General features: G+C 74.1%; 5 protein-coding genes and 1 pseudogene. All 6 read left to right on the forward strand.

The annotated features are described in order from the left end of the window. Positions 1-8,208, forward strand: an 8,208-nt coding sequence (locus tag ACWD4O_RS31040) for an SDR family NAD(P)-dependent oxidoreductase (protein ID WP_451284896.1), incomplete at its 5' end; no start/stop codon positions are given. A 12-nt stretch (positions 8,209-8,220) separates the two neighbouring features. Then, positions 8,221-11,079, forward strand: a complete 2,859-nt coding sequence (locus ACWD4O_RS31045) for an aminotransferase class III-fold pyridoxal phosphate-dependent enzyme (RefSeq protein ID WP_451284898.1) — start codon at positions 8,221-8,223, stop codon at positions 11,077-11,079. A 68-nt stretch (positions 11,080-11,147) separates the two neighbouring features. Further along, positions 11,148-12,659: an MFS transporter gene (locus tag ACWD4O_RS31050; RefSeq protein WP_451284900.1), complete on the forward strand. Its 1,512-nt coding sequence runs from the start codon at positions 11,148-11,150 to the stop codon at positions 12,657-12,659. A 230-nt stretch (positions 12,660-12,889) separates the two neighbouring features. After that, positions 12,890-14,092, forward strand: a complete 1,203-nt coding sequence (locus ACWD4O_RS31055; RefSeq protein ID WP_451284902.1) for an acyl-CoA dehydrogenase family protein — start codon at positions 12,890-12,892, stop codon at positions 14,090-14,092. 217 nt (positions 14,093-14,309) lie between these two features. Further along, positions 14,310-22,610 (forward strand): type I polyketide synthase, encoded by an 8,301-nt coding sequence (locus tag ACWD4O_RS31060; protein ID WP_451284904.1) that lies wholly within the window; start codon positions 14,310-14,312, stop codon positions 22,608-22,610. 49 nt (positions 22,611-22,659) lie between these two features. Next, positions 22,660-26,328: pseudogene (locus ACWD4O_RS31065) on the forward strand (type I polyketide synthase); the annotation flags it as partial. Positions 26,329-26,500 lie beyond the last annotated feature (172 nt).

A 26,500-nucleotide genomic window follows, 5' to 3' on the forward strand; every position in this document is an offset into this window, starting at 1 on the left:
GCCGAGGAGGTCGTCACCCGGATCGCCGACGAACTCCGCAGCCAGGGACGCAAGACCAACCGGCTCACCGTCAGCCACGCCTTCCACTCCCCCCTCATGGACCCCGTGCTGGAGGAGTTCAGCGCGGTGGTGGGGGCGGTGGAGCTGGCGGAGCCGGTGATCGCGATGGCGGCGGGCAACGAGGAGGTGTGTTCGGCCGGGTACTGGGTCGATCACATCCGTCGGCCGGTGCGGTTCGCCGACCATGTCGTACGGCTCCGTGAACTGGGCGCGACGAGGTTCCTGGAGATCGGCCCCGACGGCGTGCTCAGCGCCATGGGCCCGCAGAGCGTGGACGCGACGTTCACCGCACTGCAACGCCGCGACCAGCCCCAGGCCCGAACCGCCCTCACCGCGCTCGCCCAGCTCCACACCCACGGCCACACCGTCGACTGGAAGCAGCTGTTCACGGACGCCGGGGCGGCCCTGGTGGACCTGCCCACCTACCCCTTCCAGCACCAGCACTACTGGCTGGAGGAGGCGTCGGCCGGTGGTGTCGTCTCGGCGGGGCAGGCGGCCGCGAGCCATCCGATGCTGGACGCGGTGGTGCGGGTGGCCGGCGCCGACGAGGTGGTGTTCACCGGCAGGCTCTCCGCGCGCACGCACGCCTGGATCGCCGAGCACGAGCTGGGCGGCCGGGCGCTGGTGCCCGGGACCGCGCTGATCGACATGGCGATCTGGGCCGGCGACGAGGCGGGCTGCGCCGGCGTGGACGAGATGGTGGTGACCGCGCCGCTCGTCATCCCCGGGACGGGCGGGGTGCGGGTCCAGGTCGTGGTGAAGGAGCCGCAGGACAGCGGGCACCGGCCGTTCGCGATCCACTCCTGCGGTGAGACCGATCAGGAGTGGACCTGCCACGCCACCGGTCTGCTCGCCGCCTCGGCGCCCGAGCCGCGCTTCGAGCTGAGCGAATGGCCGCCGGCGGGCGCCGAGCCGATGCGGACGGAAGGGTTCTACGACCGGCTCGCGGAACACGGCTACGTCTACGGCCCGGTGTTCCGCGGGCTGCACACGCTGTGGCGCCGTGACAGCGCCGCCGGCACCGAGTTCTTCGCCGAGGTCGCGCTGCCGGAGCACACCGACACGGCGCGGTTCGGCATCCATCCCGCCCTGTTCGACGCGGCCATCCACCCTCGGGTCGTCGCCGCGATCGCCGACGCGGGCGATGACTTCACGCTCCAGCTCCCGTTCGTGTGGAACGGCATCAGCCTCTACGCCACCGGGGCGACCGCGCTGCGGGTGCGGCTGGTCGTCGAAGGCGAGACCGAGGGCAGGACCTCCTGCCAGGTGCAGCTCGCCGACGCGTCGGGACAGCCGGTCGCCGAGGTGCGGTCGGTGGAGGCCCGCCCGGTGTCGGCCGCGCTGCCGGCCGCGCGGAACGAGACGGCCGGCTCGCTGCTCGGCGTGGACTGGGTCCCGGCCGAGCTGAGCCCGACCGAGCCGACCGGGCGCTGGGCTCTGCTCGGCGGCCCCGGCCGGGACGTCGACGCGACGCTGTCCCTCGACCGTTGCGCGACGCTGTCGGAGGCGGCCGGAGCCGATGTGCTGGTCGTCCGCTACGCCGGACGGCCGGACGGCGAGGTCGTCGTGTCCGTGCACGACACGGCCGTCGAGGCGCTGGACCTGGTGCGGGAGTGGCTGACCGACGACCGTTTCCTGGCCGGCCGCCTCCTGGTGCTGACCCGAGGCGCGGTGGCGACCGGTCAGGACGACGCCACCGCACCCGACCTGGTGGGCGCCGCGGTGTGGGGTCTGCTGCGGTCCGCGCAGTCGGAGCATCCCGAGCGGATCGTGCTGGCCGACGTCGACGACGACCCCGCCTCGCTCGTGATCCTCCCCGCCGTGCTGGCGGCCGGCCACGACCAGGTCGCGGTCCGCGCCGGCACGGTGAGCGTGCCACGGCTGGCTCCGCAGCCCGCGACGGACGCCGCCGGGCCGAAGACGCAGCCGCAGGGCACGGTCCTCGTCACCGGCGGCACCGGCGCGCTGGGCGGCCTCTTCGCCCGGCACCTGGTCACCGACCACGGCGTCACCCACCTGCTCCTGACCAGCCGACGCGGCCCCGACGCCCCCGGAGCCGGCGCACTCGCCGACGAGCTCACCGCCCTCGGCGCCACCGTCCGGATCGTTGCATGCGACGCGGCCGACCGCTCGGCCCTGGCCGCCGTGCTCGACTCGATCCCCGCGGCACACCCGCTCACCGGCGTCGTGCACACCGCCGGCGTCATCGACGACGGCGTCGTCACCGCGCTCACCCCCGACCGCATGACGTCCGTGCTCCGCCCCAAGGTGGACGCCGCCTGGCATCTGCACGAACTCACCCGCGATCGGCCGCTCACCCTGTTCGTGCTGTTCTCCTCGCTCGCCGGCACGCTGGGCAACGCGGGACAGGCCAACTACTCGGCGGCCAACTGCTTCCTCGACGCACTCGCGCGGTACCGCCGCGCCCACGACCTCCCCGCCGTCTCGCTCGGCTGGGGTCTGTGGGCCGCGGAAGGCGGCCTGCAGACCGGGGTCGCCGCCGACGACCGGCTGCGCCACACCGGCATGCGGCCCCTCTCCCCGGCGGCCGGGACCGCGCTGTTCGATCGCGCGCTGGCGGCGGACCGGCCGGTGAGCCTGCCGGTGCGGCTCGACACGCGCACGCTGCGGGGCGGGGCGGCCTCCGTCCCGCCCATGCTGCGCGGCCTAGTCGGCGGCCCGGCCCGCCGGGTGGTCCGGCGGGGCGCGGGCGACCAGCGGTCCCTCGCCGACCGGCTGGCCGTGCTGCCCGAGCACGAGCGGCAGGAGCAGATCGCCGACCTGGTGCGGTCCGAGGTGGCCGCGGTGCTCCAGTTCGGCGCGGGCGAACGGGTCGGCGAGACCGTGCCGTTCCGCGAGCTGGGCTTCGACTCCCTGACCGCGGTCGAACTGCGCAACCGGCTGTCCACGGCCAGCGGCCTGCGACTGTCGCCCAGCGTGGTCTTCGACTATCCGACGACCTCGGCGCTCGCCCGGTACCTGCTCGCCGAGCTGAGCGGCGACCTGCGGGCACCGGCGGCGGCCGTCGCCGCGGCCGTCCCGGGTTCCGGCGGCGAGAACGAGCCCATCGCGATCGTCGGGATGGCGTGCCGCTTCCCCGGCGGGGCCACCACCCCCGAGGAACTGTGGCGGCTGGTCGCCGACGAGGTGGACGCGATGTCGGACATGCCGGCCGACCGCGGCTGGGACATCGAGCGGCTCTGGGACCCGGACCCCGACAAACCGGGCACGTTCTATCCCCGGGTCGGCGGATTCGTCTACGACGCGGCCGAGTTCGACGCGGGCTTCTTCGGCATCTCGCCGCGCGAGGCGCTGGCCATGGACCCGCAGCAGCGGCTCCTCCTGGAGACCTCGTGGGAGGCGCTGGAGAGCGGCGAGATCGACCCGCTGTCGCTGCGCGGCAGCGACACGGGCGTCTACACCGGGTTGACCGCGCAGGAGTACGGGGCGGGCGCCGACGCGGCCGAGTCGGGCGCCGAGGGCTATCTGCTGACCGGCTCCACGACGTCCTTCGGTTCCGGCCGGATCTCCTACGCCCTCGGGCTGGAGGGCCCGACCATGTCCATCGACACGGCCTGCTCGTCGGTGCTGGTGTCGGTGCACCTCGCCGCCAACGCGCTGCGCAGCGGCGAGTGCGGCCTGGCGCTCGCGGGCGGCGCGACGGTGATGGCGCAGCCCATCGGGTTCGTCGAGTTCTCCCGGCAGCGCACGCTGTCGCCCGACGGCCGGTCCAAGGCGTTCGCCGAGTCCGCGGACGGCACCGGCTGGTCGGAGGGCGTGGGCCTGTTCGTCCTGGAACGGCTCTCCGACGCCCGGCGCAACGGGCATCCGGTGCTCGCGGTCATCCGGGGCAGCGCGGTGAACTCCGACGGCGCGTCCAACGGCCTGACCGCGCCCAACGGCCCCTCGCAGCAGCGGGTGATCCGGCAGGCGCTGGCCAACGCCGGCGTGGCGCCCGCCGAGGTGGACCTCCTGGAGGCGCACGGCACCGGCACCCGGCTCGGCGACCCCATCGAGGCCGAGGCGCTGATGGCGACCTACGGCCGGGACCGGGCGGCGGACCGTCCGATCTGGCTGGGATCGGTGAAGTCGAACATCGGGCACACCCAGCACGCCGCCGGGGCCGGCGGGCTGATCAAGGCGGTCATGGCCATGCGGCACGGCCTGATGCCGAAGACCCTGCACATCGACGAGCCGACGTCCGCGGTGGACTGGTCGTCGGGCGCGGTGCAGCTGCTGACCGAGTCCCGCCCGTGGCCGGAGCTGGACCGGCCGCGCCGGGCCGCGGTCTCCGCCTTCGGGATGAGCGGCACCAACGCGCACATCATCCTGGAACAGGCGCCCGAGGAGCCGGTCCGGGCTCCGGCGCGGGCCGAGACGCCCCTGCCGGTGGCGCCGTGGGCGCTGTCCGCCAAGTCGCCGCGGGCGCTGCGCGCCCAGGCCGCCGGTCTGCTGTCCCTGCTGGACTCCGCCGGCGCGCCGGACCCGCTCGACATCGGGCTCTCGCTGGCGACCCGCTCGGTGTTCGACCACCGCGCCGTGCTCGTCACCGGGGGCGGCGAGGAAGCGCTGGCCGGCCTGCGGGCGATCGCCGAGGGCGACGCGCCCCTCGCCGGGGACGGCCGGACCGCGTTCCTGTTCACCGGCCGGCCCGCCGACCGCCCGGAACGCGCCTTGTACGAGACGTTCCCGGCCTATGCCGAAGCCTTCGACCGGACCCTGTCCGGGCTCGGGCTCGACGGCCCGGGGGACGACGCGATCCTGTTCGCCGCCGAGGTGGCGCTGTTCCGCCTGCTGGAGTCCTGGGGCGTCACGTTCGGCTGCGTGGCCGGCGCCGGGGTCGGCGAACTGGCCGCCGCGTTCGTCGCCGGGGCGCTCCCGGCGGACGCCGCCGGCCGGCTCCTGTCGTCCGGGGACCGGGCCGCGGTGACGCTCGCCGAACCGCGGTTCCCGGTGGTGTCGCTGCGGACCGGCCGGCCGACGACCGTCGACGACCCGCTGGGCCTGGACGGCTCCGAGGGCGTCGCCGCCGCCGAGCGGTGGATGGCCGAACAGCGCATGACCCGGTTCGCGGAGTCGGGTCCCGGGCGGCTGCTCGAAGGGTCGGTGCTGCTCCAGGACGGCCGGCCGTCGGTGCGCCGGCTGTTCGAGGCCGTGGGCGAACTGTTCGTCGCCGGTGCGGCGGTCGACTGGACGACCGTGTTCGCCGGCACCGGGGCCCGCCGCACGTGCCTGCCCACCTACCCGTTCCAGCGCGAGCGGTACTGGTCGGTCGAGTCCGGCGAGATCGCGGGCCTCGACGTCGACTCCGCGCAGCACGCCCTGCTCGGCACGGCCGTAGAGGTCGCGGGCCGGGACGAGCTGGTGTTCACCAGCCTGCTGTCCCTCACCACCCATCCCTGGCTGGCCGATCACCTCGTCGCCGACCTGCCCGTGCTGCCCGGTTCGGCCCTGGTGGACCTGGCGATCCGGGCCGGCGACGCGACCGACTGCCCCGAGCTGGCCGCACTCACGGTCACCGAGCCGCTCGTGCTGCCCGAGCAGGGCGGCGTGCAGGTGCAGGTCGTCACCGGCGCCCCGGGCGAGGCCGGACGGCGGACGGTGGGCGTCTACAGCCGGCCCGCCGACGGCCCGGCCGGCGACGGCGCCGCCCGGGACCGGACCTGGACCTGCCATGCCACCGGCGTCCTCGCCCCCGCCGCCGACCGGCCGCAGACCGAGCCGGCCGCCTGGCCGCCGGCCAAGGCCACGGCGGTGGACTGGGCGTACGAGGACCTCGCCGACGCGGGCCACCGCTACGGCGCGGTGTTCCAGGGCCTGGAGTCCGTGTCGCGCCGCGGGGACGAGCTGTTCGCCGAGGTCCGGCTGCCCGAACGGGCCCTCGCCGACCTCGGCGGGTTCGGCGTCCACCCCGCCCTGCTGGAGGCCGCCGTCCAGCCCCTGCTGCTCGGCGACGCACAGATCGACGGTGCGCAGAGCGGTCCGCAGAGCGCGTCGGACGGCACGACCCGGCTGCCGCTCGCCTGGGAGGGCGTCGTCCTGCACGCCACCGAGGCAACGGCCCTGCGCGTGCACCTGGCCCCCGCCGGAGCGGACGCGTTCCGTCTGGCGGCGGTCGACGAGGCCGGACTGCCGGTGCTGACGGCCGAGTCGGTACGCCTGACTCCCGTCGCCCTGACGCCGAGGGAAGACGCGGCGCCGACGCCGTCCGGCACGGCCTCGCTGTTCGAACTGCGCTGGACCACGGTCGAGACGACGGACGACGACGAGCCGGACACCCTGCTCGCCCTGCTGGGCGACGGCACCGGCGACACCATCGGTGACGGCTCCCTCGACGGCTTCGGCGACCTGACCGCGGTGGCGCCGCTGAGGTTCGCCGACGTCAAGGAGGCGGCGGCCGCCTACACCCCGTGGGACGCCCTGCTGATCCAGCCGTCCCGGCCGGACCCGGCCGGTGACCAGGTCGCCGCGGTGCACCGGGCCGTGGAACGCGCGCTCGGCGTGGCGCAGTCCTGGCTGACCCAGGAGGACCTGCCCGACAACCGCCTGGTCGTGGTGACCCGGGGAGCGATGGCCGTCGAGGCGCAGGACGACATCCGGGACCCGGCCGGGGCCGCCGTCTGGGGCCTGCTGCGGTCGGCCCAGGCCGAGCACCCCGACCGGATCGTGCTGGTCGACCTGGACGACGACCCGGCCTCCACCGAGCTGCTGTTCGCGGCGGCCCTCGGGGGCGAGCCCCAACTGGCCGTCCGTGCCGGCCGGTTGCTCGCGCCGAGGCTCGTGCCGTCGACCGCGCAGGGCACTTCGCCGGCGCCGTCCCCTGCGCCGGAGGCCGGCGGGACCGTGCTGGTCACCGGCGCGGACGGGCCGCTGGGCGCGCTGTTCGCCCGGCACCTGGTCACCGCGCACGGCGTGCGGCGCCTGCTGCTCGCCGACCCGCACGGGCGGCCGGACTCGTCCGCCGGGCGGCTGCGCGACGACCTGGCCGCGCTCGGCGCGACGGCCACAGTCGCGGTGTGCGACCTGGCCGACCGGGAGGCCGTGCGCGGGATGCTCGCGGGCATCCCCGCCGAGCATCCGCTGACCGGGATCGTGCACACCGAGAACGTCCTGGACGACGGGGTGTTCACCGCGCTCACCGCGGAGCGCGTCGCGCAGGTGCTGCGGCCCAAGGTGGACGGGGCGTGGCATCTGCACGAGCTGACCGTGGACGCGCCGCCCGCACTGTTCGTGCTGTTCTCCTCGGTGGTCGGCGTCCTCGGCAGCCCGGGGCAGGCCAACTTCGCCTCGGCGAACGCGTATCTGGACGCGCTGGCCACCCATCGCCGGGCCGGTGGACTGCCCGCGGTGTCGCTGGCCTGGGGCCGGATGGTCGCCGGCGGACAGTCCGGGCTGCGGGTGATCGCCGAGGACGAGGCGTGCGAGCTGTTCGACGCCGCGCTCGCCACCGGGCACGCCGTGGTCGCGCCGGCCCCGCTCGATCTCGCCGCGCTGCAACGCGACACCGCGCAGATCCCGGCGGTGCTGCGCGGGCTGGTGCCGCGCGGGGTGCGCCGGAAGGCGAGCGCCGACCTGCCGGCCGACCGCTTCGCGGACCTGACCAGGACCGAGGTCGAGGCATATCTGCGGGACCTGGTGCGCGCCGAGGCGGCCGGGGTGCTCGGCCACGCGACCCCGGAGAACCTGCGCTGGGAGGTGTCGTTCCGGGACTCCGGATTCGACTCCCTGTCCGCCGTGCAGTTCCGCAACCGGCTGGCCGAGCAGACCGGTCTGTCGCTGCCGACCACGCTGGTCTTCGACTACGCCTCTCCCGGCGTGCTGGTGGACCACCTGCTCGAACGGCTCGCCACCGCCGACGGGGTCAGCCGCCGCTCCGCACTGGCCGAGCTGGACAAGCTGGAGGCCGTCCTGATGGCCGTCCCGGTCGACGTCGGACCGGCGGACGACACGGGGTTCGGGCAGTCCGAGATCGCCGACCGGCTGACCGCCATCCTCACCCGCTGGAACAAGGCATGGACCGACGCGCGGCCCGACGCGCTCCACGGCCCCGGCGAGAGCACCGACCTGGCCGACGCGACCGAGAACGAGGTCCTCGACTTCATCGACAGGGAACTGGGCCGCTCCTCCTCCGCACACCCGAACCGCTGAACACCAGGAGACATGGTGAACGCACCGACCCGATACGCCGAAGCCCTACTGACCGGAATGCTCGGCACCTTCGGCCTGGACATCGAGTACGTCCGGGCGGAGAAGAACAGCCTGTACTACCTGGACGACACCGGTGCGGAGGTGCCGGTGCTCGACCTGATCGGCGGCTGGGGCTCGCTGATGCTCGGGCACAACCACCCGGAGATCGTGGCCTACGCGAAGGAACTGCTGGACGCGGGCTGGCCGGTGCACTCGCAGCACTCCGCGCACCCGGTCGCCGACCAGGTCGGCGCGGTGCTGAACGGGGTGCTCGGCCGGGAGTTCCCCGGCGCCGAGCCGTACGCCATCACCTTCGCCAACAGCGGCGCGGAGGCGGTCGAGGCGGCGGTCAAGCACTGCGAGTTCGACCGTGTGCTGCGGATGAAGGCCCTGTTCGAAGAGATCGAGTGGAACGTCGACGTCGCGCTGCGGGCGGTCGGCGAGGGGACCGCGGCGCTGCCGGACGACGTCTCCCTGCTGCCCGGCGAGGTGTCCGCGCCGACGAACGCCGAGGAGTTCGGGGCGCTGCTCGGCGCGGTGGCCGCGCACAACATGGCGCGGGCGGGCACCGGCCCGGTGTTCTTCGCGCTGGAGCGGGCCTTCCACGGAAAGCTCGTCGGCAGCCTCCAGTTCACCTTCAACCCGCTCTTCCGGGCGGCCTTCGCCTCGCTCGGGCAGCCGGTGAGATTCGTGCCGCCGAACGACGCCGCGGCGTTCGAGAACGCGGTCGCCGAGCAGCGGGTCAGCGTGCTCGACGTCCAGGTCCTGGACGGCCGGGTCACGCTCGTCGAACGGGACTTCCCGGTGATCGCCGGACTGATCGTCGAGCCGATCCAGGGCGAGGGCGGGATCCACGAGCTGACCGCCGAGTATGCCGCCCGCGTCAGGGAGATCTGCGCCGAGGTCGAGTGCCCGGTCGTCGTCGACGAGATCCAGAGCGGCATGGGGCGCACCGGGAAGTTCTTCGCCAGCTCCCATATCGGGCTGCTCGCCGACTACTTCGTGCTGGGCAAGTCGCTCGGCGGCGGCATCGGCAAGACCTCCGCCCTGCTCGTCCGGCAGTCGCGCTACCGCCCCGAGTTCGAGCTGGTGCACAGCTCGACCTTCGCCAAGGACGGCTTCTCCACGGCCATCGCCCTGCGCACGCTCGAACTCCTCGAGGCCCACGACGGCGCCGCCTACGAGCGTGCCGCCGAACGCGGCGAGCGCATCCTGGGCATGCTGCGCGAACTGGCCGCCGCATTCCCCGACGTGGTGGCCGACGTCCGCGGCAAGGGCCTGCTCATCGGGCTGGAGTTCGCCGACCAGAGCCAGGCCTCGTCCCCGGTCATCCGGGAGAAGGCGCTGGCCGGCCTGCTCGTCTTCCAGCTGGGCAGCTATCTCCAGGCCGCGCACCAGATCCGCACCGGCCCGACCGCGAGCGTGCCGAACATGCTGCGGATCGAGCCGTCGATCTACATCAGCGACGAGCAGATCGAGCAGCTGCGGGGCGGTCTCACCGAGGTCTGCACGATCCTGCGCCACCAGGACGCGCTGCCGTTGGTCCAGGTGCTGACCGGGGCCGCGGAGGACGCTCCGCGCGCGGACATCAGGGACTTCCGGCCGGCCGCGGCCGAGGAGAGCGCCCCGGCCGAGCCGGCTGCCGCGAAGGTCGGGTTCGTCGGCTACCCGCTGACCCCGGACATGCTGCGGGAGTTCGACCCGTCGCTCGCCGACCTGGACGACGAGCGCCTGTTCGCCTACGCCCGGCGGTCCGAACTGCTCAAGGACCTGCCGGCGTTCGCGCCGGTCCGGTTCGACTCGCCGCAGGGGACGTCGGTGGACCTCACCGTCTACCCGCTGCTGGTGACCCAGGCGCAGCTGCGCGAGTACCAGGTCTCCGGGCAGACCTTCCTGATCGGCCTGGACCTCGACCGCCGGGTGCGCGCGGCGAAGGCCGACGGCTGCGAAACCGTCGGCCTCGGGTTCGGACTCGGCGCGGTGAGCGGACACGGCAGCGCGCTGCGGGTTCCCGGGATCACGGTGACCGCGGGCGGCGCGCTCACCGTCGGCTCGGCCCTGGCCGCCGTCCGGCCCGCCGCGGCCGAGCGGTTCGGCGGGCTCGACGGGACGACGGTGGCGGTCGTCGGCGGCGGCGGGCACCTCGGATCGGCCCTCGGCGCGATCAGCGCGCTGGAGGCCGCCAAGATCGTGCTGGTGGGCAGCGGCCGGTCGGGTTCGGCCGAGCGGCTGCGGGCCGCGGAGCGCCGGATCTACCAGGAGGCGTGGGAGCGGATCGTGGCCGGCGGTGCGCTGACCGGCATCCCGGCGGCGCTGTCCGTCGAGCCGCTGATCATCCGGTGGCTGTCCGAAGGGCGGGGCGGCGACGAGCCGAGCGGTGCGCAGATCGCCGCCTATCTCGACGACGCCTACGACCTGAACCCGTTCGTCGTGGTGACCGACGATCTTTTGTCGGTGCGGAATGCTCAGGTGGTGTTCTCGGCCCATTCGAGTCCGGTTTCCGTACTCGACGAAAAACATCTCGGAGACGGTGCCGTGATTGCCGACCTGTCCTTTTTCGGGACCGGTTCGGATGCTTCTTCGGTGGCTTCTCGTGGCGATCTACGCTACGTGCGGGGTGGTATACTTTCTGCGTCCAACCGCGGTATTCTGCCGCGTGGCCTCGGTGCCTCACAGGGTGCGGGTGAATTGTTGGCTGGGGTGGCGGAAGCAGTCACTCTCGGGTTGTCCGGCAAGAGTGGATCGATGGGCAACGGCCTCATTACCCGTGAACGGGTACACGCCATTGTCGACCTCGCGAAGCAGCACGGATTCGAGACAATTTCCACCTGATTTCCGCCAAACGCCAGTTTGCCGGCCATCGGCCGATGGTCCGGCCTGATCAATAGAGGGTAAGTGGAATGTCAGAGTCAGCAGATTCCGAGTCGAGGGTGGCGGCGAAAGGTGCGCCCGACCCCCACTACGCCAACCGCTGGTTGATCCTGGCGGTCATCGGCGTCGCGCAGTTAACGATCTTCCTGGACACGACGGTCGTCAACATCGCGCTGCCGTCTGCACAGGCGGATCTCGGGTTCGGCGACGGCGACCGGCAGTGGGTCGTCACCGCCTATGCGCTGGCCTTCGGCAGCTTGCTGCTGCTGGGCGGCAGGATCGTCGACCTCATCGGCGCCAAGCGATCGCTGATGATCTCGATCGTCGGGTTCGGCGCCATGTCGGTACTGGCCGGCGCGGCCAACGGCTTCGCCATGCTTATCACGGCCCGCGCACTCCAGGGCGGGTTCGCCGCGCTCGTCGCACCGGCGGCGCTGTCGTTTCTGCTGACCGTGTTCAAGGATCCGAAGGAGCGGGTCAAGGCCTTCGGCGTCTACGGCGCGCTGGGCAGCGGCGGCCTCGCGCTCGGTCTGGTCCTCGGCGGCGCGCTGACCGACTGGCTGGACTGGCGCTGGTGCCTGTACGTCAACGTGATCTTCACGGCCGCCGTGTTCGTCGGCGCGCTGCTCACGATGCACAACCGGCAGGCCGAACACCGCGCGGAGCGGCTCGACCTGCCCGGCACGGTGACGGCCTCGGTCGGCCTGTTCTGCCTGGCCTACGGTCTCTCCAACGCCGACGACGGCGACTGGGGCAAGACCGACGTCTGGGGCTTCCTCGTCGCCAGCGCCGTCCTGCTGGTCGCGTTCGTGCTGTTCGAGCTCCGCTCGCGGACGCCGCTGCTGCCCATCCGGATCGTGCTGCACCGCAACCGGGGCAGCGCCTACCTGGCGATGTTCCTGCTGGGCATCGGGCTGTTCGTGCAGTTCCTGTTCCTCACCTACTACCTCCAGCTGATCCTGGAGTTCTCCGCGATCGAGAGCGGCCTGGCCTTCCTGCCGATGATCGTCGGCATCGGCATCGGCGCGACCACCATCCCGCCGGTGCTGGAGCCGAAGCTCGGGACCCGTGTGCTGATCCCGGCCGGTCTCGTCCTGGCCGCGGTGGGCTCGTTCTGGCTCAGCCGGCTCACCGTCGACAGCTCCTACCTCGCCGGTGTGATGGTCCCGTCCCTCATCGCCGGCGTCGGCTTCGGCCTCGTCGTCTCGCTGGGCGCCGCAGTGGCCACCGTCGGGGTCGAGCCGCAGGACGCCGGCGCGGCGTCGGCGCTGGTCAACACCGTGCAGCAGGTGGGCGGCTCGATCGGCACCGCGCTGCTCAGCACCCTGGCCATCACCGCGGCGGACTCGTTCGTCGAGGGCAAGAAGCCGACCCCGCAGCTGATCTCGGAAGCCGCCGTGGAGAGCTACACCACCGCGTTCTTCTGGGGCGCCGTGGTCTTCCTCGGCGGGGCGATCCTGTGCGGCCTGATGTTCGACCGCCATGTGACGTCGCAGGCAGACCCGGAGGTCGGCCAACCGGCCGCCGTGCCCAGCGTCTGATCCGCTTCAGCAGCTGAACGGTCCGGCCCGACGGCGGATCGTCCGGCGGCGTTCGACCGGAAACCGGTCGTCGGCCGGCACTTGGTTCCCAGTGCCAGCCCGGCGGCCGGTTTTTGGGTGCTCGGCGCTGGGACCGCAGGCCCGCAGCCGATTGACTCGTCCGTGAGACGCGGTGCGATGAGCCTCCCCGATCGGGGCCGGCCCACGACGCGCAATCCAAGGAGGACTTCGTGACAGCAGTGGCCGGTGAGCTGGCGGACGAGACGACCGTGTCCACGGTCGACGTGGCGAAGATCGTGGCGCGCACCCGCGAGCTTGTGCCGCTGATCCGCGAGCACGCTGTGAAGACCGAACAGGACCGCAGGCTCGCCGAGGAGGTCGTCGTCGCGCTGCGCGACGCCGGGCTGTTCCGCCTCACGACGCCGACCCGCTACGGCGGCTACGAGCTTCGGATGCCGGATCTTCTGTCGATCATCGCGGAGGTCGGCAAGGGCTGCGGGTCGGCCGCCTGGAACCTGGCCATCGACACCGCGTCGACCCGGTTCGCGCTGACCGGGATGCCCGAGAGCGCGCTGTCGGACATGTTCGCGGACAACCCCGACGCGTACGTCATCTCCACCGCCCACCTGACCACGACGAAGGCCTCGCGCGTCGACGGCGGATACCAGGTGACGGGCACGTTCCCGTGGAGCTCGGGCTGCGAGATCGCGGACTGGGCCTACATCCCCGTCGTGCCCATCTTCGACGGCGAGGAGCCGACCACGGACCTCGTGGGCGTCGTCGTCCCCATGAACGAGGTGAAGATCGAGCGGACCTGGCACTCGGCCGGTCTGGCCGGTTCCGGCACCCACACGGTCGTCGCCGAGGGACTGTTCGTCCCGGAGCGCCGGGCGAAGGAGTTCAGCCTCACGGATCTGCCGGGCGAGGACGACCGGGACACCATGCTCGTCCAGGGCAGCACCCAGTCGCTCGCCGCGATCGTCGGCGCGGCGCAGGGCGCGCTGGAGGTCACCCGGGAGCTGCTGGACAAGAAGCGGCCGATCACCTACGTCAACTACGAGGCCGCCGCCGACGCGCCCTCGGTGCAGATGTGGTTCGCCGAGGCCACGCACCTCGTCGAGACCGCCCAGATGCATCTGCGCGAGATCGGCGACACCTTCGACGGGGTGCCGGAGATCGACCCGATGCCGTGGGTCGACCGGGCCCGGGCCCGTATGCACCAGCGGTCCGCCCAGGAGAAGTCGCGGGAGGCCGTGGAGAAGCTGCTCGACATCGTCGGCGGCAGCGCGTTCGCCCTGTCCAACCCGCTGCAGCGCCTGTGGCGCGATATATCGGTGATGAGCCGCCACACCGCGCTCAACGCACCGATCATCCTGGAGGACTACAGCCGCGCACTGCTGGAAGTCCGCCCGTCGGTGACCCTGCTGTACTGAGACGTTCATCCGGGGGTTTCCCCCTGACGTCGATGTGAATGCATCGGCATTGTGCCGCGGTCGAAACAATTCGATGTCCGCGGCACAATGCCGATGCATCTTTTTGTGCACAGATCAATGTCGATCAGTCCAGACTGTTATCGGCCACCAGATTTGCACCGGCATTTTGGGTCGGTGAAACAAGCCATATCGGCGACCCCCATTGTTGACTGTGGACATGAGACGGATCGCCATGGTGGGATTGGCTTGTCGGTTGCCCGGGGCCGGCGACGGCCACGCGTTCTGGCGGTTGCTGCGGGACGGGACCGACGCCGTACGCGAGGCTCCGCAAGGCCGCTGGCCCGGCGCCGGACTGCCGCACCGCCTCGGCGGATTCCTCGACGGGATCGAAGGCTTCGACGCGGGATTCTTCGGGATCTCACCGCGCGAGGCGGCCGCCATGGACCCCCAGCAGCGCCTCATGCTGGAGCTCGCCTGGGAGGCGCTGGAGGACGCGCGGATCGTCCCCGCCGAACTCGGCGGCGGCGACACCGGGGTGTTCGTCGGCGCCATGTGGGACGACTACGCGGCGCTCCAGGACCGGCTCGGCGACGCGGGCATCGGCCGGCACACCATGACCGGCACCCGCCGCGGGATCATCGCCAACCGGATCTCCCACCACCTCGGCCTGCGCGGACCGAGCCTGACGGTCGACACCGCGCAGTCCTCCTCGCTGGTCGCCGTCCAACTGGCGTGCGAGAGCCTGCGCCGCGGCGACTGCGCGGTCGCCGTCGCCGGGGGAGTGAACCTGAACATCCTGGCCGAGACGACCCTCGGCGCCGTGCGGTTCGGCGGTCTGTCACCGGACGGCCGGTGCTTCACCTTCGACGCGCGGGCCAACGGGTTCGTGCGCGGCGAGGGCGGCGGGGCCGTCGTCCTCAAACCGCTGGACGCCGCGCTCGCCGACGGCGACGACATCTACTGCGTCCTCACCGGCGGCGCCGTGAACAACGACGGCGCGGGGGAGGGCGAGCACACCGGCCTCACCGTGCCGAGCAGGTCCGCGCAGGAGGACGTCGTCCGGCAGGCGTACCGGCGGGCCGGCGTCGCACGGCGGGACGTGCAGTACGTGGAACTGCACGGCAGCGGCACCAAGGTGGGCGACCCGATCGAGGCGGCCGCGCTCGGCGCCGCGCTGGGGCGCGCGCGGCAGCCGGAGGCGCCGCTGCGGGTGGGCTCGGTCAAGACCAACATCGGGCACCTGGAGGGCGCGGGCGGCATCGCCGGGCTGCTCAAGGTGGCGCTGAGCATCCGGCACCGGATGCTGCCGCCGAGCCTGAACTTCGCTGCCCCGCACCCGGACATCCCCCTCGACGACCTCGGGCTGACGGTGCAGACCGAGCTGACGCCGTGGCCGGAACCGGACCGGCCGCTGGTGGCCGGCGTGAGCTCGTGGGGCATGGGCGGCACGAACTGCCACCTGGTGGTCGCCGAACCCCCGCCGGCCGGCCCGTCGACCGGCCCCGTGCCCCGTACGCCCGAGGCGGCCGGCGCGCTGGCGTGGCCGCTCTCCGGCCGCACCGACGCGGCGCTCCGCGCCCAGGCCGCCCGGCTGCTGTCCTTCGTCGAGGAACGGACCGAGCCCGCCGCGGACATCGGCCTCTCCCTCGCCACCACCAGGACCGCCTTCCGTAGCCGTGCCGTCGTCGTCGGCGACGACCGCGCCGAACTGCTGCACCGGCTCGCCGCGTTCGCCGAGGGCAGGGCCGTCGCCGGCGTCGTCGAGGGACAGGCCACGGCGGCCGGGAAGGTGGTGTTCGCCTTCCCCGGGCAGGGAGCGCAGTGGGCGGGCATGGCGGTCGGACTGCTGGAGGACGTACCGGAGTTCGCCGAGTCGATACGCGCCTGCGAGGAGGCGTTCGCACCCCATGTCGACTGGTCGCTGAGCGAGGTGCTGCGCGACGCCGACGCACTGGAGCGGGTGGACGTCGTCCAGCCCGCGCTGTTCGCGGTGATGGTGTCGCTGGCCGCCCTCTGGCGCTCCTGCGGGGTCGAGCCGGCGGCGGTGGTCGGGCACAGCCAGGGCGAGATCGCCGCCGCGTGCGTGGCGGGCGCCCTGTCGCTGCAGGACGCCGCGCGGGTGGTCACCTTGCGCAGCCAGGCCCTCTCCGCACTGTCCGGGCAGGGCGCGATGGTGTCGGTGCTGCTGTCGGCCGACGACGTCCGCGACCGGCTCGCCGAGGGGGACGGCGCGGTGTCGGTCGCGGCCGCCAACGGCCCCTCGTCGGTGGTGCTCTCCGGCGACCCCGAGGCGCTGGACGCACTGGTCGAGCGATGGACCGCGGAAGGCGTCGAGACCCGACGGATCGCCGTCGACTACGCCTCCCACTCACCCCAGGTGGAACAGATCCGGGAGCGCCTGCTCACCGTGCTGGACGGCATCCGGCCGATGTCGTCGCCCGTGCCGTTCTACTCCACGGTGACCGGCGCACCGATGGACACCGCCGGGCTGGACGCCGCGTACTGGTACCGGAACCTGCGGCAGACCGTGGAGCTGGAGCGGGCCACCGAGGCGCTGGTGCGCGACGGCCACACGGTGTTCGTCGAGTGCAGCCCGCATCCGGTGCTGCTGCCGGCCCTGCGGGACACGACGGAGCAGGCCGGGCTGGAGTCCGGCGTGGTCACCGGCTCGCTGCGGCGGCGCGAGGGCGGCCCGAGACGCTTCCTCGCGTCGCTCGCCGAACTGCATGTGCGCGGTGTCCCGGTGGACTGGTCGCGGGTGTTCGCCCTGCGCGGCGCCCGCACCGTCGGCCTGCCCGCCTACGCCTTCCAGCGCGAGCGCCACTGGCTCACCGAGCCCACGGACGGGACGGTCGTACGGGCCGCCGACCGGGCCGCCGACCGGACCGCGGTCCCCGCCCCGGGACCCGCGGCGGCGGCCGCCGCTGCTCCGGCCCGGCCCGAGCTGCTCGGGCTGGTCCGGTCGACCCTCGCGGTCGTGCTCGGCTACGCGGGCGGCGACGCGGTGGACGCCGGCACGACCTTCAAGGAGCTCGGGGTCGACTCGCTGTCCTCCGTGGAGCTGCGGGACCGGCTGAGCGCGGCGATCGGACGCACCCTGCCCACCGGCGTGCTGTTCGGCCACCCGACCCCGGCCGAACTCGCCGACCACCTGCGGACGTTGACCTCGGGCGACGAGGAGACCACCGCCGCCGGTCCCGCCGGTCCCGCCGTCCCCGCCGCCCTCGCCGGCGCCGACGACCCGATCGCGATCGTCGGGATGGCCTGCCGGCTCCCCGGCGGCGTCGCCTCCCCGGACGACCTGTGGCGGCTGGTCATGGACGGGACCGACGCGATCTCGGAGTTCCCCGCCAACCGCGGCTGGGACACCGACCGGCTCCACGACCCCGACCCGGACCGGACGGGCACGTCCTACACCCGGCACGGCGGCTTCCTGCACGACGCCGACCGGTTCGACCCCGAGTTCTTCGGCATCTCGCCGCGGGAGGCGCTCGCCATGGACCCCCAGCAGCGGCTGCTGCTGGAGACGTCCTGGGAGGCACTGGAACGGGCCGGCATCGACCCCGGCGGCCAGCGCGGCACGCCCGTGGGCGTCTTCGTCGGGGCCATGGCACAGGACTACGGCCCCCGGCTGCACGCCGCGCACGCCGAGTCCGACGGCTACCGGCTGACCGGCAGCACGATCAGCGTCGCGTCCGGCCGGATCGCCTACACGCTCGGACTCCAGGGTCCCGCGGTCACCGTCGACACCGCCTGCTCCTCGTCGCTCGTCGCGCTGCATCTCGCCGCGCAGGCCCTGCGCGCCGGGGAGTGCTCGCTGGCCCTGGCCGGCGGCGTCGCGGTGATGTCCACGCCCGGGATGTTCGTGGAGTTCAGCCGGCAGCGCGGACTGGCCGAGGACGGCCGCTGCAAGGCGTTCTCCGCCGCCGCCGACGGCACCGGCTGGTCCGAGGGCGCGGGGATCCTCGTCCTCGAACGGCTGTCGGACGCGCGACGCAGAGGCCACCGGGTGCTGGCCCTGGTGCGGGGCAGCGCGACCAACCAGGACGGCGCGTCGAACGGGCTCACCGCACCCAACGGCGTCGCCCAGGAACGGGTGATCCGGCAGGCGCTCGCCGGCGCCGGGATGTCCACGGCGGACGTGGACGTCGTCGAGGCGCACGGCACCGGGACGACGCTCGGCGACCCGATCGAGGCCGAGGCGCTCGCCGCCACCTACGGCCGCGACCGGGACCCGGGCCGCCCGCTGCTCCTGGGGTCGCTGAAGTCCAACATCGGCCACGCCCAGGCCGCCGCCGGGGTGGCCGGAGTCATCAAGACGGTGCAGGCGCTGCGGCACGGGGTGGTGCCGAGGACCCTGCACGTCGACGAGCCGACCCCCCATGTCGACTGGTCCGCCGGCGCGCTGGAGCTGGTGACCGAGGCGCGGGAGTGGCCGCAGACCGGCCGGGCCCGCCGGGCCGCGGTGTCCTCCTTCGGCATCAGCGGCACCAACGCCCACGTGATCATCGAACAGGCCCCGCCGGAGCACCCGCCCGGGGCGCGGCACCTCGCCCCCGTGCTGCCATGGGCGTTCTCCGCGAGCGGCGAGGACGCGGTGGCGGACCAGGCCGCCGCCCTGCTGTCCTTCGTGGACGCGAACCCCGGGCTGGACCCGGCGGACACCGCGTTCTCGCTGGCCGCCGCCCGCGCCGGCCTGCCGCACCGCGCAGCCGTCGTCGCCGCCGACCTGCCCGCGCTGCGCCGCGGCCTGACCGCGCTCGCCACCGGCGCCGAGGCGCCCGGCGTGGTGCGCGGGACCGCGCAGGAGGCGGGCGGGGTGGTGTTCGTCTTCCCCGGCCAGGGCGCGCAGTGGACCGGGATGGCGGCCGAACTGCTGGACTCCGCACCGGTGTTCGCCGAATCGATGAAGGCCTGCGCGGACGCCCTCGCCCCCTACGTCGACTGGAACCTGTTCGAGGCGCTGCGCGACCCCGACGCACTGGAACGGGTGGACGTCGTCCAGCCCGCCCTGTTCGCGGTGATGGTGTCGCTGGCCGCCCTCTGGCGCTCCTACGGTGTCCGGCCCGCCGCGGTGGTGGGCCATTCGCAGGGCGAGATCGCGGCCGCCTGTGTCGCCGGGGCGCTGGACCTCGCGGACGCGGCGAAGGTCGTCGCCCTGCGCAGCAAGGCCATCCTGGCGCTGTCCGGCGCCGGCGGGATGGTCTCGGTCGCCCTGTCCGAGGACGAGGCCGCCGAACGCCTCGCCCGGTGGGACGGCCGGATCTCGGTGGCGGTGGTCAACGCCCCGGGATCCGTCGTCGTCGCGGGCGACCTGGACGCGCTGGACGAACTCGTCGCCGAGTGCGAGGCCGCCGAGGTGCGGGTCAAGCGGCTACCGGTGGACTACGCCTCGCACTCGGCGCAGGTGGAGCGGATCGCGGACGAACTGGCCGCCGTCCTGGCCGGCCTGACCCCCCGTCCGTCGGCGATCCCGTTCTACTCGACGGTGACCGCCGGCCTGCTGGACACCACCGGTCTGGACGGCGGCTACTGGTACCGCAACCTGCGCCGCCAGGTCCGCTTCGCCGAGACGGTCGGGGTGCTCGCCGAACAGGGGCACTCGGTGTTCGTCGAGGTCAGCCCGCATCCGGTGCTGACGGCCGCGGTCGAGGACGTGACGGAGCACGCGGTCGCCGTCGGCTCGCTGCGCCGCGACGACGGCGGCCTGGCGCGGTTCCTGACCTCGCTGGCCGGCGCGTACACGCGCGGCGTGAACCCCGACTGGCGGGCCGTCTTCCCCGGTGCCCGGCAGATCGACGTGCCCACCTCCGTGTTCCGGCGGCGGCGCTTCTGGCTCGAACCGACGCCGGTCGGCGACACGGCGGACGTGGCGGCGGCGGGACTGGCCGCGGCGGACCATCCGCTGCTCGGCGCCGTCGTCGAACTCCCCGACTCCGGGGGCCTGGTCCTGACCGGCCGGCTGTCCCTGCGGGCCCAGCCGTGGCTGGGCGACCACGGGCTCGGCGAGTCGGTGCTGCTGCCCGGTGCCGCCTTCGTCGAGCTGGCCGTCCGCGCGGGCGACGAGGCGGGCTGCGCCGAGGTGGCGGAGCTGACCTGCGAGACGCCGCTGGTCCTGCCGCCGCACGGCGCGGTCGACATCCGTGTCACGGTCGGCGAGCAGGACGCGTCCGGCCGTCGTGAACTGGCCGTCCACGCCCGCCCGGCCGACGGCTCCGGCGAGTGGCGCAGACATGCGAGCGGGCTGCTCGCCGACGGAACCGTCCACCGGGCCGAGGAGTTCGACCTGACCTCCTGGCCGCCGCCGGGCGCGGTCGCGGTGGAGTGGGACGGCGGATACGAGCGCTGGACCGAACTCGGCTACCGCTACGGCCCCTCGTTCCGGGGCCTGCGCTCCTGGTGGCGGCGGGGCACGGAGATCTTCGCCGAGGTCGCGCTGCCGAAGGAGATCGAGGCGGACGCCGGCCGCTTCGGACTCCACCCGGCCCTGCTGGACGCCGCGCTGCACGCCGCCGTCGCCGACGGCTCCGACTGCCGGCTGCCGTTCTCCTGGCAGGGCGTGTCGCTGCGGGCCACCGGCGCGTCCGCACTGCGTGTGCGGATCTCGCCGGACGGCCCGGACACGGTCTCGCTGCGGCTCGCCGACACGACCGGGGCGCCCGTGGCGTCCGTGGAGTCGCTGGCGCTGCGCCCGCTCCCGGCCGGCGCGCCCGCCGCCGGACCGCCGGACGCGTTGTTCCGGGTGGACTGGGCCGAGACACAGGTGCCCGAGACGTCCGTCGACCCCCGGCCCTGGGCGGTCGTCGGCGCCGACGACCTCGGGGTCGCCCGCGGGGGAGTGCCCTCGCACGCCGATCTCGGCGCGCTCGCCGACCACGGACCGGTACCGGAGACGGTGTTCGCCGCGCTGACCGGGGAGCCCACCGCGGGCGGCGCCCACGCCGTGGCCGGCCGGGCGCTGCGACTGATCCAGCAGTGGCTCGCCGACGAGCGGTTCGCCGGCGCACGGCTGGTGCTGCTCACCCGGAACTCGGTGGTCGTGGAGCCGGCCGAGACGGACGCCCTCGGCGCGGCGGGCGCCACGGTGTGGGGCCTGGTCCGTTCGGCGCAACGGGAGCACCCGGACCGGTTCGTCGTCGTCGACCTGGACGGTCACGAGGCGTCGGTCGCGGCCCTGCCGGCCGCCCTGGCCACCGGCGAGCCGCAGCTCGCCGTCCGCAAGGGACGGCCCGTCGCGCCCAGGCTGGCCAGGATCACCGGCTCGCCCGCGACCCGGCGGGGCCTCACGGCGGGCACGGTGCTGCTCACCGGCGCGAGCGGCACCCTGGGCGGCCTGTTCGCCCGGCACCTGGTCTCCCGCTACGGAGTGACCCGCCTGCTGCTCACCAGCAGGCGCGGACCGGAGGCCCCCGGCGCCGCGGAACTCGCCGCGGAGCTGACCGGGTCGGGCGCGACGGTCACCGTGGCCGCCTGCGACACGGCCGACCGGGACGCACTGGCCGCGCTGCTGGCGTCGATCCCCGCCGAACACCCGCTGACCGGTGTGGTGCACGCCGCCGGGCTCCTCGACGACAGCGTCGTCGACGCGATGCGACCGGAGCAGCTCGAACGCGTCCTGCGGCCCAAGGTCGACGCCGCCCTGAACCTGCACGAGCTGACCCAAGGGCTCGACCTGTCGATGTTCGTGCTCTTCTCCTCGGTCGCCGGGATCCTCGGCCTGCCCGGCCAGGCCAACTACGCCGCCGCCAACGCCTACCAGGACACCCTGGCCCAACACCGCGCCGCGCGAGGCCTGCCGGCCGTGTCGCTCGCCTGGGGCCTGTGGGCCGAGGCCAGCGGCATGACCGGCCACCTCGCGGACGCCGACCTGAGCCGGATGCGCCGGGTGGGCCTCGCCCCGCTGTCCACGGCGGACGGACTGGCCCTGTTCGACGCCGCGTTCGCCTCCGGCGAGGCCCTGCTCGTCCCGGCCCGGCTCGAACCCGCCGCGATACGCGCCCAGGGCGTCGTGCCGGCGCTGCTGCGCGGGGTGGTCCGCGACCGGGTCCGGCGGGCGGAGGCCGCCGCCGCGGGCGGACCGGGCGGCGCCGCGCCGCTCGGCGACAGCCTGGCCCGGATGACCGAGGCCGACCGGGCGGAGGCCCTGCTCGGCCTGGTACGCGAGCACACCGCCGGCGTACTGGCCCACGGCACACCCGGCGCGGTCGACCCCGGCCGCACCTTCAAGGAACTCGGGTTCGACTCGCTGACGGCGGTGGACCTGCGCAACCGGCTGGGGACGGCGACCGGCCTGCGCCTGCGCGCCACCCTGGTGTTCGACTACCCGACGCCGACGGCCCTCGCCGCCCATCTCGGCGCCGCCTTCGGCCCGACCGATCCGACCGGCGCCACCCGGGAGACCTCTCCGACCGACCCGACCGACCCGACCGCGAAGCCCGCGCGGCCGGCCCGCGAGCTGGACGGGCTGGAGCTCGACGAGCTCTTCGACCTCATCGACGGCGAACTTGGCATGCCCTGACGGAGGACCCGTGAGCAACGAAGAGAAGCTGGTCGAGTACCTCAAGCGGGTCACGGCCGAGCTGCAGCAGACCAGACAGCAACTCCGGGACGCCGAGCAGTCCGGCTCGGAACCGGTCGCCGTCATCGGCATGGCGTGCCGGTTCCCCGGCGACGTCGGCTCGCCCGAGGACCTGTGGCGGCTGCTGGACGCCGGCGAGGACGCCATCACCGAGTTCCCCGCCGACCGGGGCTGGGACCTGGAGGCGCTCTACGACCCGGACCCCGACACCCCGGGCCGCACCTACACCCGGCGCGGCGGATTCCTGCGCCGGGCCGCGGAGTTCGACCCGGAGTTCTTCGGGATCTCGCCCCGCGAGGCGGTCGCGATGGACCCGCAGCAGCGGCTGCTGCTCGAGACCTCGTGGGAGGCGCTGGAGCGGGCCGAGCTGCGCCCCGCCGCGCTGCGCGGCACCAGGGTCGGGGTGTTCGCCGGGGCCATGGCCGCGGACTACGGCCCCCGGCTGCACCAGGCCGTCGGCGGCGCGGAGGCGCACCTGCTCACCGGCACCACGAACAGCGCCGCCTCCGGCCGGATCGCGTACACCTTCGGCTTCGAGGGGCCCGCCGTCACCGTCGACACGGCCTGCTCGTCGTCGCTGGTCGCGCTGCACCTGGCGGTCCAGTCGCTGCGCCGCGGGGAGTGCACGCTGGCGCTGGCCGGCGGCGCCACGGTGATGTCCACCCCGGGCATGCTCGTCGCGTTCAGCCGCCAGCGCGGGCTGTCCCCGGACGGGCGCTGCAAGTCCTTCTCCGACGCGGCCGACGGCACCGGCTGGGGCGAGGGCGTCGGCATGCTCCTGGTGGAGCGGCTCTCGGACGCACGACGGCTCGGGCACCCGGTGCTCGCCGTGGTGCGCGGCAGCGCGGTCAACCAGGACGGCGCGTCGAACGGCTTCACCGCCCCGAACGGACCGTCCCAGCAGCGCGTCATCCGCCAGGCGCTGGAGGACGCCGGGCTGTCCCCGGCGGACGTGGACGCGGTCGAGGCGCACGGCACCGGCACCAGCCTCGGCGACCCCATCGAGGCCCAGGCCGTCCTGGACGCCTACGGCGTCGACCGCGAACGTCCGCTGTGGCTCGGGTCGTTGAAGTCCAACATCGGACACACCCAGGCGGCGGCCGGGGTCGGCGGCGTCATCAAGATGGTGCTGGCGCTCCGCCACGCCGTGCTGCCGAAGACCCTGCACGTGGACACCCCGTCCTCGCACGTGGACTGGTCGGCGGGGACGGTCGACCTGCTGACCGAGCGGCGCGAGTGGCCGGCGACGGACGGGCCGAGACGGGCGGCGGTGTCGTCGTTCGGCATCAGCGGCACCAACGCGCACGTGATCCTGGAACAGGCGCCGGACGCCGAGCCGGCCGAGCCGCAGGCGGCTCCCGTGCCGCTGCCGCTCATGCCGCTGGTGCTGTCCGGCAGGACGCCCGAAGCGCTGGCCGGCCAGGCCGAACGGCTGCTGCCCGCCGCGGACGCCCTGGACCCGCTCGACGTCGCGTTCACGCTGGCCACGACCCGGACGGTGTTCGAACAGCGTGCCGCGGTCGTGGCGGCGGACCGGGACGGGCTGCTCGCCGCCCTGCGGGCCGTCGCCCACGGCGACACGGCCTCCGGTGTGGTGCGGGGCGTCGCCCGCCCCGGCCGCACCGCCTTCCTGTTCGCCGGACAGGGCACCCAGCGGCTCGGCATGGGCCGCGAACTGTACGCGGCGTTCCCGGTGTTCGCCGCGGCCCTGGACGAGGTGTGCGCCGGCTTCGACGGCCTCCTGGACCGCCCGCTGCGCGAGGTACTGCTCGGGGAGACGGAAACCAAGACGGAAACCAAGACGGACAGGGAGAAGGGCTCGGGCGGGGCGGGACTGCTGGACCGCACCGGCTGGGCGCAGCCCGCGCTGTTCGCGGTCGAGGTCGCGCTGACCCGGTTGCTCGGCTCGTGGGGCGTACGGCCGGACGCGCTGGCCGGGCACTCCATCGGCGAGCTGTCGGCGGCGTTCGTCGCCGGGCTGTGGACGCTGCCGGACGCCTGCCGGGTGGTGGCCGCGCGCGGCCGGCTGATGGAACGACTGCCCGAGGGCGGCGCGATGGCGTCGATCCAGGCGACCGCGGACGAGGTCGCGTCGGCGCTGACCGGCGACGACACGGGCGGGATCGGCGCGGCCGGCGAGGTCGGCGCGGCCGGTGTCGCCGCCGTGAACGGCCCGCGGTCGGTGGTCGTGTCGGGCGAGGAGGACGCGGTGCTGCGCTGCGCCGAGCACTTCGCGTCCCTGGGCCGGCGGACCAAGCGCCTACGGGTCAGCCACGCGTTCCACTCGTCCCTGATGGACCCGATGCTGGAGCCCTACCGCGCGCTGCTCGCCGACGTGACCTTCCACGAGCCGGTGCTGCCGATCGTGTCCACGCTCACCGGCGAGCCGGCGTCGGCCGAGGAACTGCGCTCACCGGAGTACTGGGTGCGCCAGGTCCGCGAGCCGGTGCGGTTCGCCGACGCGGTACGCCGTCTGCGCGAGGACGGCGTCACCCGGTTCGTCGGCGTCGGACCGGACGCCGCGGTCACCACGATGGCCGAGGGCTGTTTCCCCGAAGGGGACGCGCTGCCGGTCGCGGTGCCGGTGCTGCGCGCCGACCGCCCGGAACCGGTCACCGCGCTCACCGCGCTGGCCGCGGCGCACGTCCACGGCATGGAGGTCGACTGGCCCCAGGTGTTCGCCGGCACGGGTGCGACCGCCGTGGACCTGCCGACCTACGCCTTCCAGCGCGACCGGTACTGGATGGACGCCGCGACGCAGCCGGGCGACCTGCGGGCCGCGGGCCTGGCCGCCGGGGAGCACCCGCTGCTCGGCGCCGTGCTGACCCTGCCGGAGTCCGGCGCGACGGTGCTGACCGGCAGGCTCTCGCTGGAGACCCAGCCCTGGCTGGCCGACCACGCGGTGCTGGGCCGGGTGATCGTGCCGGGCGCGGCGTTCGTGGAGATGGCGCTGCGGGCGGGCCGCGAGCTCGGCTGCCAGCTGCTCGACGAACTGACCGTGCACACACCGCTGGTGCTGGGGGAGCGCACCGGCGCCCGGATCCAGGTCGTGGTCGGCGACGCCGACGAGTCGGGCCACCGGACGGTGTCGGTGCACGCCCAGCCGGACGGCGGCGAGTGGATCCGGCACGCCGACGGCTCACTGGCCGACGCGCCCCGACCGACGGAGTTCGAGGCCGCCCACTGGCCGCCGGAAGGCGCGGACGAGATCGCCGTCGGCGATGTGTACGCCGACCTCGGCGCGCGTGGTTACGACTACGGCCCGGCCTTCCAGGGCCTGACGGGACTGTGGCGGCGCGGCGACGAGATGTTCGCCGAGGTCGCCCTGCCGCCGGAGCCGGCGGCCGACGCGGACCGCTTCGGCCTGCACCCGGCGCTGCTGGACGCCGCGCTGCACACGGTCTGGTACGGCGGCTTCCTCGACGCGATGGACGGCGCCGTCCTGCCGTTCGCCTGGTCGGGGGTGTCCCTGTCGGCGGTCGGGGCGTCCGTGCTGCGGGTGCGGATGGCGCCCGCCGGCGAGGACGCGGTGACGATCCAGCTCGCCGACGCGGCCGGTGCGCCGGTGGCGTCGGTCGAAGAACTGCGGTTCCGTCAACTGCCGACGACCGGTTCCGGCGGGCCCGCGGAGTCGATGTTCCGGGTGGACTGGTCGGCGGTGCCCGCCGAACCGGCCGAGCGCGTCCGCTGGACGCTCGCGCACGGCACCGCGGACCTTCCCGCCGACCCCGAGGTGGTGTTCCTGCGCTGCCCGGCCGGCCCGGACGCCCGGCAGGTCACCGGCGCGGTGCTCGCCGTCATGCAGGAGTGGCTCGCCGACGAGCGGTTCG

The sequence above is a fragment of the Streptomyces sp. NPDC002623 genome, assembly GCF_053592635.1.

Excerpts from the sequence above, each read along its gene's own strand:
- ACWD4O_RS31045 (WP_451284898.1), top strand. The coding sequence starts at position 8,221 with ATGGTGAACGCACCGACCCGATACGCCGAAGCCCTACTGACCGGAATG.
- ACWD4O_RS31050 (WP_451284900.1), top strand. The coding sequence starts at position 11,148 with ATGTCAGAGTCAGCAGATTCCGAGTCGAGGGTGGCGGCGAAAGGTGCG.
- ACWD4O_RS31060 (WP_451284904.1), top strand. The coding sequence starts at position 14,310 with ATGAGACGGATCGCCATGGTGGGATTGGCTTGTCGGTTGCCCGGGGCC.